Raw genomic sequence first — 15773 nt, forward strand, 5'->3', positions numbered from 1 at the left:
ACACTCTCAATGTCATGAGCGAGAGCATCCGCCGCAGCGGCGAGTACGAACACCCCGAGGGTGACGGGCAGGCCCCGGCTGCCGACTCCGTGCAGTCGGCGGACCCGCGAGGGGACTTTGCCCCGGTGAATCCGGAGTGGCCTCCCCCGCCGCCGTACGCCCCCGGCCGCCCCTTCGCGGCCGGACCCGGCGCCGACGGCGGCCAGGGCGGCGCGGACGGCGGCGGCACCGCCACCTTCCCGGCCTTCCCGGCGGAACCCGCGCACGCCTCCACCTCCCGCAAGCGCACCAGGGGCCCGCTCGCCCTGCTCGCCGCCGTGGCGATCGCCTCGGCCGTCGTGGGCGGCGGTACCGCCTTCGCCTTCCAGGAGCTGACCGGCACGCACACGGTCGCCGCCTCCAGCACCACCACGACCAACGTGGTGCCCTCCAGCCAGCGCGGCAGCATCTCCGCGATCGCCAGGGCGGTCACCCCGAGCGTCGTCGAGATCAACGCCACCCTCGACAACGGCACCTCCACCGGCTCCGGCGTGGTCGTCAGCAGCAAGGGCGAGGTCGTCACCAACAACCACGTCATAGCCGGCGCCTCCTCGATCAAGGTGCGCACCAGCGACGGCACCTCGTACACCGCGCAGGTCGTGGGCACCGACAGCTCCAAGGACCTCGCCCTGATCAAGCTGCGGAACGCCTCCGGACTCAAGCCGGCGGCCCTCGGCGACTCCGACGGACTCACGGTCGGCGACCAGGTCGTCGCGATCGGCTCCCCGGAGGGCCTCACCGGCACCGTCACCAGCGGCATCGTCTCCGCCCTGCACCGGGACGTGACGGTCCCCACCGACGAGAACCAGGGGCAGGGCGACGGCGGCGGCTGGCCCTTCCAGTTCGGCGGCCACCAGTTCAACGGCGACACCGGCTCCTCCACCACCACCTACCGGGCGATACAGACCGACGCGTCGCTCAACCCGGGCAACTCCGGCGGCGCGCTGATCGACGCGAGCGGCAACGTCGTCGGCATCAACTCGGCGATGTACTCGGCCAACCAGGCGTCGGACTCGTCCAACGCCGGCAGCGTCGGCCTCGGCTTCGCCATCCCGATCAACAGCGTCAAGTCCGACCTGGCCAGCCTGCGCTCCGGCTCCCAGAACTGAGGCGCGGCACCGGCAGGCGATCCGGACACCGTCCGGGACCGTTCGACAAGGAGTACGCCATGATCCAGCAGGTTCTGCACGAGACGACGGACACCATCGACACCACCGCCCCCGCCGGAGTCACCCTGGCCCGCGCCGTCGCGAAGGAACTGCACGGCCCGGCGCACCGCGCACCCGAGGCCGTCGCGGTCCCCCAGCTCATGGGCCTGCGCACCTCCGCCGAACGCCTGCACCGGCACAAGGTCCCGCTGCGGCGGATCACCGCGGTCGCCGCCTGAGCCGCGGCGCGCGACCCGCGCGCCGCACTCCGCCGCACCGAAGCATGCGAGGCTGAGAGCGTCCATCCCGGGGCCGACCGGACCCCGCGGCCCCTGCGACCCGAGGAACAGCGACCGATGAGTCCCGCCGATGGCGACCGTGATCCCCAGCGCATCCTGATCGTCGACGACGAGCCGGCGGTACGCGAAGCACTCCAGCGCAGCCTCGCCTTCGAGGGGTACGAGACCGAGGTCGCCGTGGACGGCGCGGACGCGCTGGACAAGGCGGCCTCGTACCAGCCCGACCTGCTCGTCCTCGACATCCAGATGCCCCGCATGGACGGCCTGACCGCCGCCCGCCGGATCCGGGGCGCCGGGGACACCACCCCCATCCTGATGCTGACCGCCCGCGACACGGTCGGCGACCGGGTCACAGGACTGGACGCCGGCGCGGACGACTACCTGGTCAAGCCCTTCGAGCTGGACGAACTGTTCGCCCGCATCCGCGCCCTGCTGCGCCGCAGCACCTACGCGGCGGCCGTGGCGGGCGCGGCCGAGGAGGACGAGGCCCTCACCTTCGGCGACCTGCGCATGGACCTCGCCACCCGCGAGGTCACCCGCGGCGGACGGCAGGTGGAACTGACCCGCACGGAGTTCACCCTGCTGGAGATGTTCATGGCCCACCCGCGCCAGGTGCTCACCCGCGAGCAGATCCTCAAGGCGGTCTGGGGCTTCGACTTCGAACCCTCGTCGAACTCCCTCGACGTCTACGTCATGTACCTGCGCCGCAAGACCGAGGCCGACGGCGAACCCCGCCTCGTGCACACGGTGCGCGGGGTGGGGTACGTCCTGCGGCAGGGCGGCGCGGAGTGAGGAAGGCGCTGCGCCGTTTCCGTGCGCTGCCGATCCGCTCCCGGCTGGCACTGCTGGTGGCGGCGGCAGTGGCCTTCGCGGTCGCGGCCGTCTCCCTCACCTGCTGGTTCATCGTCCAGGGGAACCTGTACGACGACGTCGACAACCGGCTCCTGAGCTACGGCAGGGTGTCCGCCAGCACGGCTTCCTCCCTGGCGGCCAACTGCTCGCAGACGACCGACCACGCGCCGGGCGACATGCAGCGCTCCTACCTCTACGTGCAGTTGGTGACGGTCCAGGGCAAGTTCTGCGTGGACAGCCGGTCCCCGGGCGTCATGAAGGTCACCTCCGTGGACAAGGAGGTCGCCGGCGACCCCGACCTGCGCGAGCGCACCCTCCACACCACCACCGACACCAAGGGCAACAACGTCCGCGTGATCACCGTCGGCGTCCCGATGGGCCCCGGCCCCAACGCCGACGCGTACCCGGGCGTCGCCTTCATGCTCGGGGTGTCCCTGACGGACACCGAGAACACCCTCAACGACCTCGCCCTGCTGCTCCTGTTCGTCTCCGGCGTGGGAGTCGTCGGCGCCGGAGCGGCCGGCCTCGCCGTGGCCCGCGCCGGGCTGCGCCCCGTGGACAAGCTCACCGAGGCGGTGGAGCACGTCGCGCGCACCGAGGACCTGACGATCCGCATCCCCGTGGAGGACGACAGCGAGGACGAGGTCGCCCGGCTGTCCCGCTCCTTCAACTCCATGACCTCCTCCCTGGCCAGCTCCCGCGACCTCCAGCAGCAGCTGATCGCGGACGCCGGTCACGAACTGCGCACCCCGCTCACCTCGCTGCGGACGAACATCGAACTCCTCACCCGCAGCGAGGAGACGGGCCGCCCGCTCCCCGAGGGCGACCGCAAGGCCCTGCTCGCCTCGGTCAAGGCGCAGATGACGGAACTGGCCTCGCTGATCGGCGACTTGCAGGAACTGTCGCGCTCGGACGGGCAGCGGGGCGAACGCGTCCAGGTGATCGCCCTGCAGGACACCGTGGAGGCGGCGCTGGGCCGCGCCCGGCTGCGCGGCCCCGAGCTGACGATAACGACGGCGCTGGACCCCTGGTTCGTACGGGCGGAGCCGTCGGCGCTGGAGCGGGCGATCGTCAACATCCTCGACAACGCGGTGAAGTTCAGCCCCAGGGACGGCGCGATCGACGTCGTCCTGAGCCAGGGCGTCCTCACCGTGCGCGACCACGGGCCCGGCATCCCCGCCGACGAACTCCCCCATGTCTTCGACCGCTTCTGGCGCTCCCCGAGCGCCCGCGCCCTGCCCGGCTCGGGACTCGGCCTGTCCATCGTCGCCCGCACCGTGGAGCGGGCGGGCGGCGAGGTGACGCTGACCCCGGCCGAGGGCGGCGGCACGGTGGCGACGGTCCGGCTGCCGGGAGCGCCCGTTCCGCCCCCGGAGACACCTGGTGCCACCGAGGCCCGCTGAAGCCCCGGTCACCCCGCAGGGGAACCCCTTACCCTCATATTCATGACCAGCGACGACACCGCACCGCCCGCCCGTTCCCTGCAGACCCTCGCCGAGCTCGGCCCGGAACAGGCCGAAGCCGTGCTCGCACTGCTGGAGGCGGCCGCCCGCGTCGACGAGCGGCAGGCGGTGTCCGAGCAGGGCCGGCTCCAGTTGCGGGGCGGCGCCCGCGCGGGGGTGTCCCACCTGCTGCTGTCCGTCGACGGCGAACTCGTCGGCTACGCGCAACTGGAGGACACCGATCCGGTGGAGGCGCCCGCCGCCGAGCTGGTCGTCCACCCCGAGCACCGCGGGCACGGGCACGGGCGGGCGCTCGGGTCCGCGCTGCTGGCCACGTCCGGCAAGCGGCTGCGGGTGTGGGCGCACGGGGGACAGTCCGCCGCCCGCCATCTGGCTCAGGTCCTCGGGCTCACGCTGTTCCGCGAACTGCGCCAGATGCGGCGGCCGTTGACGGACCTCGACCTGCCCGAACCGGCGCTGCCCGAGGGCGTGACGGTACGGGCCTTCGTGCCCGGCCGCGACGACGCCGCATGGCTCGCCGTGAACGCGGAGGCCTTCGCCCACCACCCCGAGCAGGGCTCACTCACCCAGCGCGACCTCGACGACCGCATGGCGCAGCCGTGGTTCGACCCGCAGGGATTCTTCCTCGCCGAACGCGACGGCCGGCTGGTCGGCTTCCACTGGACCAAGGTGCACCGGGAGGAGCGCCTCGGCGAGGTGTACGTCCTCGGCGTCCGCCCCGGCGCCCAGGGCGGCGGCCTCGGCAAAGCCCTCACCCTGATCGGCCTGCGCCACCTGGCCGCGCAGGGCCTGCCGACGGCGATGCTGTACGTCGACGCCGACAACAAGGCGGCGGTCTCGGTCTACGAGCGCCTGGGCTTCACCACGTACGAAACCGACCTCATGTACCGCACGGAAACGTGATCCTCGGGGCCGCCTGCCGGTGTCCCTCACGTCATGTGGCCGTAACCGGCGGTTCAGACGGTCTTGCGACGCTCGGGCGGTGAAGCCCGCCGCGCCAGAGCCCGAGCCGCCCCGGGAGGCGACCGCCGCCGCACTCCCGCGCGTGCCGTTCGACGCGCCTGTCCCGCCGCAGGCGCGGAAGAATAGGTTCATGAGGCAGCCAGACACCCAGGCAGCGCAGACCCCGCCGGCTCCCGCCGACCGCGTGGGAGCCCTCGCGGGCCCCGCCACCACACAGCACCCGCAGCCCTCCGTGGGCTCCATCGCCGCGCACCGCCCGCACACCGTGGCGGCCACGGTCTCCGACCTGGAACCGGACATCGACGCCGACCTCGACGGTTACGTGGAGGCACCGGTCGAGGGGGAACAGCTGCCGCAGGGCCGTTTCCTGGACCGGGAGCGCAGCTGGCTCGCCTTCAACGAGCGCGTCCTCGAACTCGCCGAGGACCCCGCCACCCCCCTGCTGGAACGCGCGAACTTCCTCGCGATCTTCGCCAGCAACCTGGACGAGTTCTTCATGGTCCGGGTCGCGGGACTGAAGCGCCGCATCGCCACCGGCGTGGCCACCCGGTCCGCCTCCGGGCTGCAGCCGCGCAAGGTGCTGGAGATGATCTGGGCCCGCTCGCGCGAGCTCATGGCCCGGCACGCCGCCTGCTACCACGACGACGTCGCCCCCGCACTCGCGGAGGCGGGCATCCACCTGGTCCGCTGGAGCGAGCTCACGGAGAAGGAGCAGGCCCGCCTGTTCACGCTCTTCAGGCAGCGCATCTTCCCCGTGCTGACCCCCCTGGCCGTCGACCCCGCGCACCCCTTCCCGTACATCTCCGGCCTGTCCCTGAACCTGGCCGTGGTCGTGCGCAACCCAGTCACCGGCCACCGCCACTTCGCCCGCGTCAAGGTGCCGCCGCTGCTGTCCCGCTTCCTGGAGAGCTCCCCGGGCCGCTACGTCCCCCTGGAGGACGTCATCGCGGCCCATCTGGAGGAGCTGTTCCCGGGCATGGAGGTGCTGGAGCACCACACCTTCCGGCTCACCCGCAACGAGGACCTCGAGGTCGAGGAGGACGACGCCGAGAACCTTCTCCAGGCCCTGGAGAAGGAGCTCATGCGGCGCCGCTTCGGCCCGCCGGTGCGCCTGGAGGTCGAGGAGTCCATCGACCGCGAGGTGCTCGACCTGCTGGTGCGCGAGCTGAAGATCAGCGAGGCCGAGGTCTACCCGCTGCCCGGCCCCCTGGACCTCACCGGCCTCTTCCGCATCCACGGCCTCGACCGGCCCGAGCTGAAGTACCCGAAGTTCGTCGCCGGCACCCACCGGGACCTGGCGGAGGTGGAGTCCGCCACGCCACCCGACATCTTCACCGCCCTGCGCAGCCGCGACGTGCTCCTGCACCACCCCTACGACTCCTTCTCGACCTCCGTGCAGGCCTTCCTCGAACAGGCCGCCGCCGACCCGGACGTCCTCGCGATCAAGCAGACCCTGTACCGGACCTCCGGCGACTCCCCCATAGTCGACGCGCTCATCGACGCCGCCGAGTCCGGCAAGCAGGTCCTCGTCCTGGTCGAGATCAAGGCCCGCTTCGACGAGCACGCCAACATCAAGTGGGCGCGCAAGCTGGAGGAGGCCGGCTGCCACGTCGTCTACGGACTGGTCGGCCTGAAGACCCACTGCAAGCTGTCCCTGGTGGTGCGCCAGGAGGGCGACGACACCCTGCGGCGCTACAGCCACGTCGGCACCGGCAACTACCACCCGAAGACCGCCCGCCTCTACGAGGACCTCGGCCTGCTCACCGCGGACCCGCAGGTCGGCGCGGACCTGTCCGACCTGTTCAACCGCCTCTCCGGCTACTCCCGCCGCGAGACCTACCGCCGGCTGCTGGTCGCCCCCAAGTCCCTGCGCGACGGGCTGATCTCCCGCATCACCAAGGAGATCCAGCACCACCGCGCCGGACGCCCCGCCGTCATCCGCATCAAGGTGAACTCGATGGTCGACGAGGCGGTCGTCGACGCGCTCTACCGCGCCTCCCAGGCCGGCGTCCCGGTCGACGTGTGGGTGCGCGGCATCTGCGCCCTGCGCCCCGGCGTGCCCGGCCTGTCGGAGAACATCCGCGTCCGCTCGGTCCTCGGCCGCTTCCTCGAACACTCCCGAGTCTTCGTCTTCGGCAACGGCGGCGAGTCCGAGGTGTGGATCGGCAGCGCCGACATGATGCACCGCAACCTCGACCGCCGTATCGAGGCTCTGGTCCGGGTCACCGACCCGGCCCACCGGGCAGCCCTCAACCGGCTGCTGGAGACCGGCATGTCCGACACCACCTCCTCCTGGCACCTCGGCCCGGACGGCGAGTGGACCCGGTACGCGACCGACTCAGACGGCCAGCCCCTGCGCAACGTCCAGGAGATGCTCATAGACGCCCGGAGGCGCCGGCGTGGCACAGCAACACCTTGACCCGACGGACTCCACGGCCGTGAGCTCCCCCGAGCCGCCGACCGCGCCGGAGCCGGGCGGTGCCCCCACCGCCGAAGCCCTCGCGTGCTATCTGCGGGCCCAGGCCACGGAGTTCCTCCGCGCGCTGCGCCTGCACCGCGAGACCGGCGGCGCGGGGCACGGCACGGAGGAGTCCGTCGACGCCGCGCGCGCCCTGCGCCGCTCGGCGCGCCGCATCAGCGGCACCGCGCACACCTTCCGCCCCCTGCTCGACGAGACCTGGTCGGCGGAGCTGTGCCCGGAACTGGCCTGGCTGTCCGGCACCCTGGCCCGTGAACACGCCTGCCAGGCCTGCCTGGAGCGGCTGCTGCTCGCCCTGCACCGGCTCTCCGGCACCGCGGTCCTCCCGGCCCAGCCCACCGAGGAGGCCGCGGGCGGCCGCGGAGCCGACCGCGGCAACCTCACCGTGGGCGCGGCGAAGGCGGGCGCCCTGCTGGAGCGCCAGCTCACCCTGGCCCGGACCCGCGCGCACTCGACCGCCCTCCAGGCGCTGGGCTCCGCGCGCTTCCACGCCGTCGCGGACAAGGTGGCCGTGCTCGCCAGCGACGTCCCCCTCGCCCCGGGCGCCGCCGCCATGGACCTGACTCCCCTGGCCGCCGCCGCCCGGGAGCGCCTGACGGACGCAGTCGCCTCCCTCCCGCTCGTCACCGCGGGCAGCCCGTACAACGCGGAGGCCCTGATCCACGGCCTCTCCCCGGACCCGGCCCCGCACCCGCAGGACGCCCCCTGGCACCAGGTCCGCCTGCTGCTGCGCCTGCACCGGTACGCGCGCGAGGTGCTCGACGGAGCCGGGGGTCAGCTCGGGGGATCGTCCGCGCACGTACGGCTGCCGGCGGCCGGGCAGGCCCTCGACCGGCACCGCGACGCCTCGGAGGCGGCGGCCGCGGCGGCCGCGGCGGCCCGCACCCCGCGCATCGCCCCGGCGACGGCTTACGCGCTCGGCGTGCTGCACGCGGACCAGCGCCACGAGGTGGAGGCGGCCAGGTTCGCCTTCCAGCAGGCGTGGCAGAAGCAGGCCGTGGGTGCCGGCTGACCGCCGGCTGACAGGACGGGACGCACCGGTGACCGACCTCGACCCGAACAGCACGCCCGTCCTGGCGGCCGGCTGCGTGCTGTGGCGCCGCTCGACGCCGGACGGCACGCTGCGGCTGTGCCTGGTCCACCGGCCGAAGTACGACGACTGGTCCCACCCCAAGGGCAAGCTCAAGCGCGGTGAGGACCCGCTCGCGGGCGCCGTGCGCGAGGTGGCGGAGGAGACGGGCTACACCGCCGTTCCCGGCGTTGAGCTGTCCACCGTGACCTACATGGTGCGCGGCCGGCCCAAGCAGGTCCGCTACTGGGCCGCCGAGGCCGCGGCAGGCGGCTTCACCCCCAACAAGGAGGTGGACCGCATCCTGTGGCTGCCGCCGGAAGAGGCCCGGAAGCGGCTGACCCAGTTCCGCGACCGCGAGCTGCTCGACGAACTGACGGCGGCGCTGCGCCTCGGCTGAGCGTGCCGGTGCCGGTCAGGCGCCGCCCTCGTGCCCCAGCGCGTCCGCGCGGGCGAGGCTGCGGGCCCGGCGGGCCGGCCCGCGCCAGCCGCAGGTACAGCGGGCCAGACAGAAGCGGCCCTGTTCGACTGTCGCCGCGCGGTGTCCCACGGCGTCCCGGTTCCCGCAGTCCTCCTGGGTGGGGCTCAGGCCCTCATGCTGCACCACGACGACAAACGTAGCCACGCCAGGTGAACGGGACGTTACGGCCGCCCGTCGATCGGGTGCGTGCGTGACGGGGGCCACCCACTCGTCGTTGACGGGACGACAGGGACCCGTGACGGACGTGGCAGCTGGGGGTAGGCAGGGCGATGGCGGTGCGGCGGCGGCTGGGTGTCCCTCCTGCTCGTGCTCGGGTGAGGCCGGGCGGCGCGCGCGCCGGGACGGGCGGCGCGGTGCTCGCGGCGGCCGTCCTGGCCGGGGCGTGCGCCACCGGATGCTCCGGCGGCGCGGACGCCGAGGACGCGCGCGCCGCGACCGATCCGGTGCAGGCCCTGCGCCAGGCGCCGGACGTGCTGCTGGAGGCGGGCAGCGCGCAGACCCGTACGTCGATGGAGATGGCCACCGGCGGGACCCGGGTGACGATCCGCGGCGAGGGCGGCTACGACTTCCGCGGACAGCGCGGGCAGCTGACGCTGGTGCTGCCGCAGAACCCGACCGGGGCCGCCGAGCACGTGCCGCTCACCGAGCTCCTCGCTCCGGGCGCGCTGTACATGAAGAACCGGGGAGCGGGCGTGCCGCCCGACAAGTGGGTGCGGGTGGACACGGCCACGCTCGTCGACGGCAACCTGGTCACCGGCGGGGCCACCGACCCGTTCGCCGCCGCCGAGGTGCTGCGCGGCACCCGCACGGCGACGTACGTGGACCGGACGGAGGTCGCCGGGGTCCCGGTGCGGCACTACCGGGGCACGGCCGATCTCGGGCTGGCGGCGAAGAGCGCCACGGCGGCCGACGAGGCGGCGCTGACCGCGGCGGCGAAAGGGTTCGCCACGGCCTCGGTCCCGTTCGACGCCTACCTCGACGACCAGGGCCGCATCCGCAAGCTCCGGCAGCGCTTCGCCTTCGTCAACGGGCAGCTCGGAAGCACCGTCGCCGTCTTCTCCACGACGCTGCTGTACGCCTTCGGCACCCCGGTGACCGTGACGCTGCCGCGGCCGCAGGACATCTACACCGGGCGGATCGCCGAATCGTGAGCCGGGCCGGGACCCGAATGGTCCGGGAAAATGACCGGCGAACTAGCCCTTTGGTGCCATGCGCCGCACACGGGCCGCTCCCTACGCTGGGAGCCGGCAGCGGCAGACGGCAGAGAAGAGGTGACGCGCGTGGCTCCGCTCGGCGGTACGGCGGTCCAGGACCACGTGGCCCTCGCCGAGATAGAGCTGTGCGGGGAGCTGATCATCGCGGCCTCGGCAGCCGAGGAGCGGCTCAGCCTGGAGAGCATCGACGAGGTGCTGCGGGTGGCCGAGGAGCGCGAGGCCGGCGCGGGCCGCAGAGCGCCGGGCGCCCGGCGGCCTCCCGGCCGGTGAGCCTCAGGTGCGCAGCAGCCGTCCGATCGCCTTCGTGGCCTCCTCCACCTTCGCGTCGATCTCCGATCCGCCCTTGAGGGCCGCGTCGGCGACGCAGTGCCGCAGGTGCTCCTCCAGCAGTTGCAGGGCGAAGGACTGCAGTGCCTTGGTGGAGGCGGACACCTGGGTGAGTATGTCGATGCAGTAGACGTCCTCGTCGACCATCCGCTGGAGCCCGCGGATCTGGCCCTCGATCCGGCGGAGCCGCTTGAGGTGCTCGTCCTTCTGCTTGTGGTAACCGTGCGTGACGGGCTCGTGCCCGGTGATTCCGCTCACGTTCTCGGAGGGCGCCGTCGCGCCGGCCTCGGTGGTCGTCATCGCGTCCTCGCTCCCGTAAATCTCGGCACACACCGAGGAGACATACCCCTGGCGGGTATATCGTAACGAATTCTGCCGGGTACCGGCAGCCTTGGCATGCCCCCGTGCGGAGCAGGGCAGGTCATGGGCGACACTGGGGGACGACCCCTTAGCCGTGGCCGGATGATGCGCTTACCATCACCCTGACCCCAACCGAAGCACCCCGAGGACCCCACGTGCGCTTTCGTCTGACCCCCAGGGAGACGAGCTTCTACGACATGTTCGCCGCATCCGCGGACAACATCGTCACGGGCTCGAAACTCCTGATGGAACTGCTCGGGGCGGACACCTCCGCCCGGGCCGAGATCGCAGAGCGTATGCGGGCCGCGGAACACGCAGGTGACGACGCCACGCATGCGATCTTCCACCAGCTGAACTCCTCGTTCATCACGCCCTTCGACCGCGAGGACATCTACTCCCTCGCGTCGTCCCTCGACGACATCATGGACTTCATGGAGGAGGCCGTCGACCTGGTCGTCCTCTACAACGTCGAGGAACTGCCCAAGGGCGTCGAGCAGCAGATCGAGGTTCTGGCCAGGGCGGCGGAGCTGACGGCCGAGGCGATGCCGCACCTGCGGACCATGGACAACCTCACCGAGTACTGGATCGAGGTGAACCGCCTGGAGAACCAGGCGGACCAGATCCACCGCAAGCTGCTCGCGCACCTGTTCAACGGCAAGTACGACGCGATCGAGGTGCTGAAGCTCAAGCAGATCGTGGACGTGCTGGAAGAGGCCGCGGACGCGTTCGAGCACGTGGCGAACACGGTGGAGACCATCGCGGTCAAGGAGTCCTGAGGCGTCCATGGACACCTTCGCTCTGATCCTGACCGTCCTGGTCGCTCTCGGCTTCGCCTACACCAACGGCTTCCACGACTCCGCCAACGCCATCGCGACCTCCGTGTCGACCCGGGCGCTCACCCCGCGCGCCGCGCTGGCCATGGCCGCCGCGATGAACCTCCTCGGCGCCTTCCTCGGCAGCGGGGTCGCCAAGACCGTCAGCGAGGGCCTGATCCAGACGCCCACCGGCGGCAAGGGGATGGGCATCCTCTTCTCGGCCCTCCTCGGGGCCATCGTCTGGAACCTGGTCACCTGGTACTTCGGCCTTCCCTCGTCCTCCTCGCACGCGCTGTTCGGCGGCATGGTGGGCGCGGCCCTCGCGGGCGGTACGACGGTCTACTGGTCCGGCGTGCTCGACAAGGTCGTCACCCCCATGTTCCTGTCCCCGGTGGTGGGCCTGATCGTCGGCTACCTGGTGATGACGACGATCATGTGGCTCTTCCGCAGGACCAACCCGCACAAGGCCAAGCGCGGCTTCCGCATAGCCCAGACGGTGTCGGCGGCCGGCATGGCGCTCGGACACGGCCTCCAGGACGCCCAGAAGACCATGGGTGTCGTGGTGATGGCCCTGGTCATCGCCGACGTCGAGGACTACGGAGACCCGATCCCGGTGTGGGTGAAGCTGGTCTCCGCCCTCATGCTGTCGCTGGGCACCTACGCGGGCGGCTGGCGCATCATGCGCACCCTGGGCCGCAAGATCATCGAACTGGACCCGCCGCAGGGATTCGCCGCCGAGACCACCGGCGCGTCGATCATGTTCGCCACGGCGTACCTCTTCAAGGCGCCGATCTCCACGACCCATGTGATCACCTCGGCGATCATGGGCGTGGGCGCGACGAAGCGGGTCAACGCCGTCCGCTGGGGCGTGGCGAAGAACATCGTCCTGGGCTGGTTCATCACCATGCCGGCCGCGGCGGTCGTGGCGGCCTGCGCCTTCTGGCTGATCAAGCTGGCGTTCCTGTAGCAGCCCGGCCCGGTGTGGTGACACTGGAACCATGACGAGCAAGGCACTCCTCGAAGGCGGGCCGGAGGATCTCGCGGGCACCCTGGTGCCTGTGGTCCCTCCCGGACAGGAACTGAAGATCCCGCACCTCGGGGGATACGAGCACTACAAGGTCACCTCGCGCCACGAGGACAGCAAGGAAGGACAGGTCACCGTCTACCGTTGGTGGGAGCGCACCGAAGTCGCAGAGTGAGCGGCCGGGCGCACACCCCGGCCGGTGAAAGCGTGCGGGCCCGCCCCCGGGAGCCGGGGGCGGGCCCTTCTGCCACCTCGCGGTGGCACCGCCATGCAGCACCGCGAGGAATCTGGGGGGACGCGCTCTAGCCGAAGCGGCCGGAGATGTAGTCCTCGGTCGCCTGCACGGACGGGTTGGAGAAGATCCGCTCGGTCTCGTCGATCTCGATCAGCCGGCCCGGCTTGCCCACGGCCGCCAGGTTGAAGAACGCCGTACGGTCCGAGACGCGCGCCGCCTGCTGCATGTTGTGCGTCACGATGACGATCGTGAAGCGCTCCTTCAGCTCGCCGATCAGGTCCTCGATGGCGAGCGTGGAGATCGGGTCGAGGGCGGAGCAGGGCTCGTCCATGAGCAGCACCTTCGGCTCGACCGCGATGGCGCGGGCGATGCACAGACGCTGCTGCTGACCGCCGGACAGGCCCGAGCCGGGCTTGTTCAGGCGGTCCTTGACCTCGTTCCAGAGGTTCGCGCCCTTGAGCGACTTCTCGACGATGTCGCCCAGCTCGCTCTTGCGGTAGTTGCCGTTCAGCCGCAGTCCCGCCGCCACGTTGTCGAAGATCGACATGGTGGGGAACGGGTTCGGGCGCTGGAAGACCATGCCCACCTCGCGGCGCACGGCCACCGGGTCCACCCCGGCGCCGTAGAGGTCCTCCTCGTCCAGGAGCACCTTGCCCTCGACGCGGCCGCCCGGGGTGACCTCGTGCATACGGTTGAGGGTGCGCAGGAACGTCGACTTGCCGCAGCCGGAGGGGCCGATGAACGCCGTCACCGAGCGCGGCTCGACCGTCATCGAGATGTCCTCGATCGCCTTGTGGGCGCCGTAGTAGGCGGTGAGCCCGCTCACATCGATTCGCTTGGCCATGACTACTTCACTTCCAAAAGTCCGGGGGTCGCTGACAGGCCCCGCGCGGCAGCAGCCGCAGATCGTTAACGGGGGGCCTTCCAGCGGGCGATGCCGCGGGCCACGAGGTTGAGGATCATCACGAAGGCGATGAGGGTGAGCGAGGCCGCCCACGCACGGTCGTACGCCGCGCCGGAGCCCGCGCTGTTCGTGTACTGCTGGTAGATGTACAGCGGCAGCGAGGACTGCGCCCCCTCGAAGGGGTTCGTGTTGATGAACGGGTTGCCGAAGACCAGCAGCAGCACGGGCGCGGTCTCACCGGCGATACGGGCGATGGCCAGCACGATGCCGGTCGTGATGCCGCCGATGGAGGTCGGCAGGACCACCCGCAGGATCGTGCGCCACTTGGGCACGCCCAGGGCGAGGGACGCCTCCCGCAGCTCGTTCGGCACGAGCTTGAGCATCTCCTCCGTGGAGCGGACCACGACGGGCATCATCAGGATGGCCAGGGCCAGCGAACCGGCGAAGCCGAAGGGCTGCATCTTGAAGATCAGCATCAGGCTGAGGATGAACAGGCCCGCGACGATCGACGGGATGCCGGTCATGACGTCGACGAAGAAGGTCACGGCCCGGGCGAGGTTCCCGCGCCCGTACTCCACCAGGTAGACAGCGGTGAGCACGCCGACCGGCGCGCCGATCAGGGTGGCGAGGCCGACCTGCTCCAGGCTGCCGATGATGGCGTGGTAGATGCCGCCGCCCGGCTCGGTGTCGGCGACCAGGCCCATCGAGTGGGTCAGGAAGTAGCCGTCCAGGACCTTCACACCGCGCTGGACGGTCGTCCAGACCAGGGAGATCAGCGGCACGAGGGCGAGCAGGAAGGCGACCCAGACGAGACTGGTCGCGACCCGGTCCTTGGCCTGGCGGCGGCCCTCGACACGGGCGGCGACGCCGTAGGTGCCCAGGACGAAGAGGATCGCGGCGATCAGGCCCCACTGGACACGGCTGTGGAGGCCGCCGGCCAGGCCGATGACGACCGCGGCGGCCAGGGAGCCGGCGGCGATGGCCCACGGCGACCACTTGGGCAGACTCGCGCCGCGCAGACTGCTGGAGCGCCTGTCGGCGATGGCTGCGTGGCTCATGCGTTGGCCCCCGAGTAGTCCTTGCGGCGGGCGATGATCAGGCGGGCCGCGCCGTTGACCAGCAGAGTGATGACGAACAGGACGAGACCGGAGGCGATCAGCGCGTCACGGCCGTACTCCGACGCCTCGCTGAACTTGCTGGCGATGTTCTGGGCGAAGGTGCCGCCGCCCGGGTCGAGCACGCTGGCCCCGATGGTGAAGGTCGGCGACAGCACGGTGGCGACGGCCATCGTCTCGCCGAGCGCGCGGCCCAGGCCCAGCATCGAGGCGGAGATCACACCGGAACGCCCGAAGGGCAGCACCGACATGCGGATGACCTCCCAGCGCGTGGCGCCGAGAGCCAGGGCCGCCTCCTCGTGCATCCGCGGGACCTGGCGGAACACCTCACGGCTGACGTTGGTGATGATCGGCAGGATCATGATCGCCAGCAGGATGCCGACAGTGAGCAGCGAGCGGGGGGCGCCGCCCTCCCAGGAGAAGACGCCGGTCCAGCCGAGGTAGTGGTTCAGCCAGCCGAACAGGCCGTCCAGGTTCGGGACCAGGATCAGCGCGCCCCACAGACCGAACACGATGGACGGCACGGCGGCGAGCAGGTCGATCACGTACGCGATGGGGCCGCTCAGGCGGCGCGGGGCGTAGTGCGTGAGGAAGAGCGCGATGGCGACCGCGACGGGCACGGCGATGACCATGGCGATGATCGAGGAGACCACCGTGCCGAAGGCCAGCACGGCGATGCCGAAGACCGGCGGCTGAAGGCCGGTGTTCCACTCGAAGGTGGTCAGGAAGTTGCCGTGGTCCTTGCTGATCGCCAGCGAGGCACGGTAGGTCAGGAAGACCGCGATCGCGGCCATGACCACCAGCAGCAGGATGCCCGACCCACGGGTGAGACCGAGGAAGATCCGGTCTCCGGGACGGGTGGCACCGCGGGCGGCGCGCTTCTGCCCGGCCGCGGTCGGTTGAGGGGAAGGCGCGTCGGCGCCCGTCGTATGCGTTGATATGTCCATCGGGATCTCCGGTCTGCGGAGACGTACGTGGGGTACGGC

General features: G+C 71.5%; 18 protein-coding genes. 13 read left to right on the forward strand and 5 right to left on the reverse strand.

Annotated elements, in window-relative coordinates; all coding sequences use genetic code 11:
* Positions 1-14: 14 nt before the first annotated feature.
* From OIE49_RS17165 to OIE49_RS17200, 8 genes are all read left to right on the forward strand, one after another.
* Positions 15-1148, forward strand: coding sequence for a S1C family serine protease (locus OIE49_RS17165; RefSeq protein WP_326803101.1), 1134 nt, complete (start codon positions 15-17; stop codon positions 1146-1148).
* A 59-nt stretch (positions 1149-1207) separates the two neighbouring features.
* The gene (locus tag OIE49_RS17170) at positions 1208-1426 is read left to right on the forward strand and encodes a hypothetical protein (RefSeq protein ID WP_100569111.1); all 219 of its coding nucleotides are present in this window, start codon (positions 1208-1210) and stop codon (positions 1424-1426) included.
* A 117-nt stretch (positions 1427-1543) separates the two neighbouring features.
* Positions 1544-2278 (forward strand): response regulator transcription factor, encoded by a 735-nt coding sequence (locus OIE49_RS17175; RefSeq protein ID WP_100569112.1) that lies wholly within the window; start codon positions 1544-1546, stop codon positions 2276-2278.
* Positions 2275-3741 (forward strand): HAMP domain-containing sensor histidine kinase, encoded by a 1467-nt coding sequence (locus tag OIE49_RS17180; RefSeq protein WP_326803102.1) that lies wholly within the window; start codon positions 2275-2277, stop codon positions 3739-3741. The genes OIE49_RS17175 and OIE49_RS17180 overlap by 4 nt, the downstream gene beginning before the upstream one ends.
* Before the next feature lie 42 nt (positions 3742-3783).
* Positions 3784-4704 carry a mycothiol synthase gene (gene mshD / locus OIE49_RS17185; RefSeq protein WP_100569114.1) on the forward strand — a complete coding sequence of 307 codons (921 nt, stop codon included), beginning with the start codon at positions 3784-3786 and terminating at the stop codon, positions 4702-4704.
* A 79-nt stretch (positions 4705-4783) separates the two neighbouring features.
* Positions 4784-7183 (forward strand): RNA degradosome polyphosphate kinase, encoded by a 2400-nt coding sequence (locus OIE49_RS17190; protein WP_442812245.1) that lies wholly within the window; start codon positions 4784-4786, stop codon positions 7181-7183.
* Positions 7164-8255: a CHAD domain-containing protein gene (locus OIE49_RS17195; RefSeq protein WP_401741654.1), complete on the forward strand. Its 1092-nt coding sequence runs from the start codon at positions 7164-7166 to the stop codon at positions 8253-8255. The genes OIE49_RS17190 and OIE49_RS17195 overlap by 20 nt, the downstream gene beginning before the upstream one ends.
* A gap of 28 nt (positions 8256-8283) precedes the next feature.
* Entirely contained in the window at positions 8284-8712 is a 429-nt protein-coding gene (locus OIE49_RS17200) for an NUDIX hydrolase (RefSeq protein WP_326803104.1), read from the forward strand.
* Positions 8713-8727: 15 nt separating this feature from the next.
* On the opposite strand, the gene OIE49_RS17205 is transcribed toward OIE49_RS17200, so the two are convergent.
* A complete protein-coding gene (locus tag OIE49_RS17205; RefSeq protein ID WP_100569117.1) occupies positions 8728-8919 on the reverse strand; it encodes a hypothetical protein in 192 nt (63 codons plus the stop codon).
* A 188-nt stretch (positions 8920-9107) separates the two neighbouring features.
* Between OIE49_RS17205 and OIE49_RS17210 the strand changes: the two genes are divergently transcribed.
* Both OIE49_RS17210 and OIE49_RS17215 read left to right on the forward strand, forming a co-directional pair.
* Positions 9108-9944: a hypothetical protein gene (locus OIE49_RS17210; protein WP_326803105.1), complete on the forward strand. Its 837-nt coding sequence runs from the start codon at positions 9108-9110 to the stop codon at positions 9942-9944.
* A gap of 120 nt (positions 9945-10064) precedes the next feature.
* On the forward strand, positions 10065-10277 hold the full coding sequence (locus tag OIE49_RS17215; RefSeq protein ID WP_100569119.1) for a hypothetical protein: 213 nt from the start codon (positions 10065-10067) through the stop codon (positions 10275-10277).
* 3 nt (positions 10278-10280) lie between these two features.
* Here the strand turns inward: OIE49_RS17215 and OIE49_RS17220 are convergent, their stop codons facing one another.
* Entirely contained in the window at positions 10281-10634 is a 354-nt protein-coding gene (locus tag OIE49_RS17220) for a metal-sensitive transcriptional regulator (protein ID WP_100569120.1), read from the reverse strand.
* Between the two features lie 215 nt (positions 10635-10849).
* Between OIE49_RS17220 and OIE49_RS17225 the strand changes: the two genes are divergently transcribed.
* Genes OIE49_RS17225 through OIE49_RS17235 form a run of 3 tightly spaced genes read left to right on the forward strand, consistent with a single transcriptional unit; the run spans position 10850 to position 12708 of the window.
* A complete protein-coding gene (locus OIE49_RS17225; protein WP_031154207.1) occupies positions 10850-11470 on the forward strand; it encodes a DUF47 domain-containing protein in 621 nt (206 codons plus the stop codon).
* A 7-nt stretch (positions 11471-11477) separates the two neighbouring features.
* Positions 11478-12476, forward strand: a complete 999-nt coding sequence (locus OIE49_RS17230; protein ID WP_100569121.1) for an inorganic phosphate transporter — start codon at positions 11478-11480, stop codon at positions 12474-12476.
* A 31-nt stretch (positions 12477-12507) separates the two neighbouring features.
* The gene (locus OIE49_RS17235) at positions 12508-12708 is read left to right on the forward strand and encodes a DUF5988 family protein (RefSeq protein WP_100569122.1); all 201 of its coding nucleotides are present in this window, start codon (positions 12508-12510) and stop codon (positions 12706-12708) included.
* 127 nt (positions 12709-12835) lie between these two features.
* On the opposite strand, the gene pstB is transcribed toward OIE49_RS17235, so the two are convergent.
* From pstB to pstC, 3 genes are all read right to left on the reverse strand, one after another.
* The gene (pstB, locus tag OIE49_RS17240; RefSeq protein ID WP_100569123.1) at positions 12836-13612 is read right to left on the reverse strand and encodes a phosphate ABC transporter ATP-binding protein PstB; all 777 of its coding nucleotides are present in this window, start codon (positions 13610-13612) and stop codon (positions 12836-12838) included.
* A 65-nt stretch (positions 13613-13677) separates the two neighbouring features.
* Positions 13678-14730, reverse strand: a complete 1053-nt coding sequence (gene pstA / locus OIE49_RS17245; protein WP_326803106.1) for a phosphate ABC transporter permease PstA — start codon at positions 14728-14730, stop codon at positions 13678-13680.
* A complete protein-coding gene (gene pstC / locus OIE49_RS17250; RefSeq protein ID WP_326803107.1) occupies positions 14727-15734 on the reverse strand; it encodes a phosphate ABC transporter permease subunit PstC in 1008 nt (335 codons plus the stop codon). The genes pstA and pstC overlap by 4 nt, the downstream gene beginning before the upstream one ends.
* Positions 15735-15773 lie beyond the last annotated feature (39 nt).

The organism is Streptomyces sp. NBC_01788 (assembly GCF_035917575.1).
Taxonomy (GTDB): domain Bacteria; phylum Actinomycetota; class Actinomycetes; order Streptomycetales; family Streptomycetaceae; genus Streptomyces.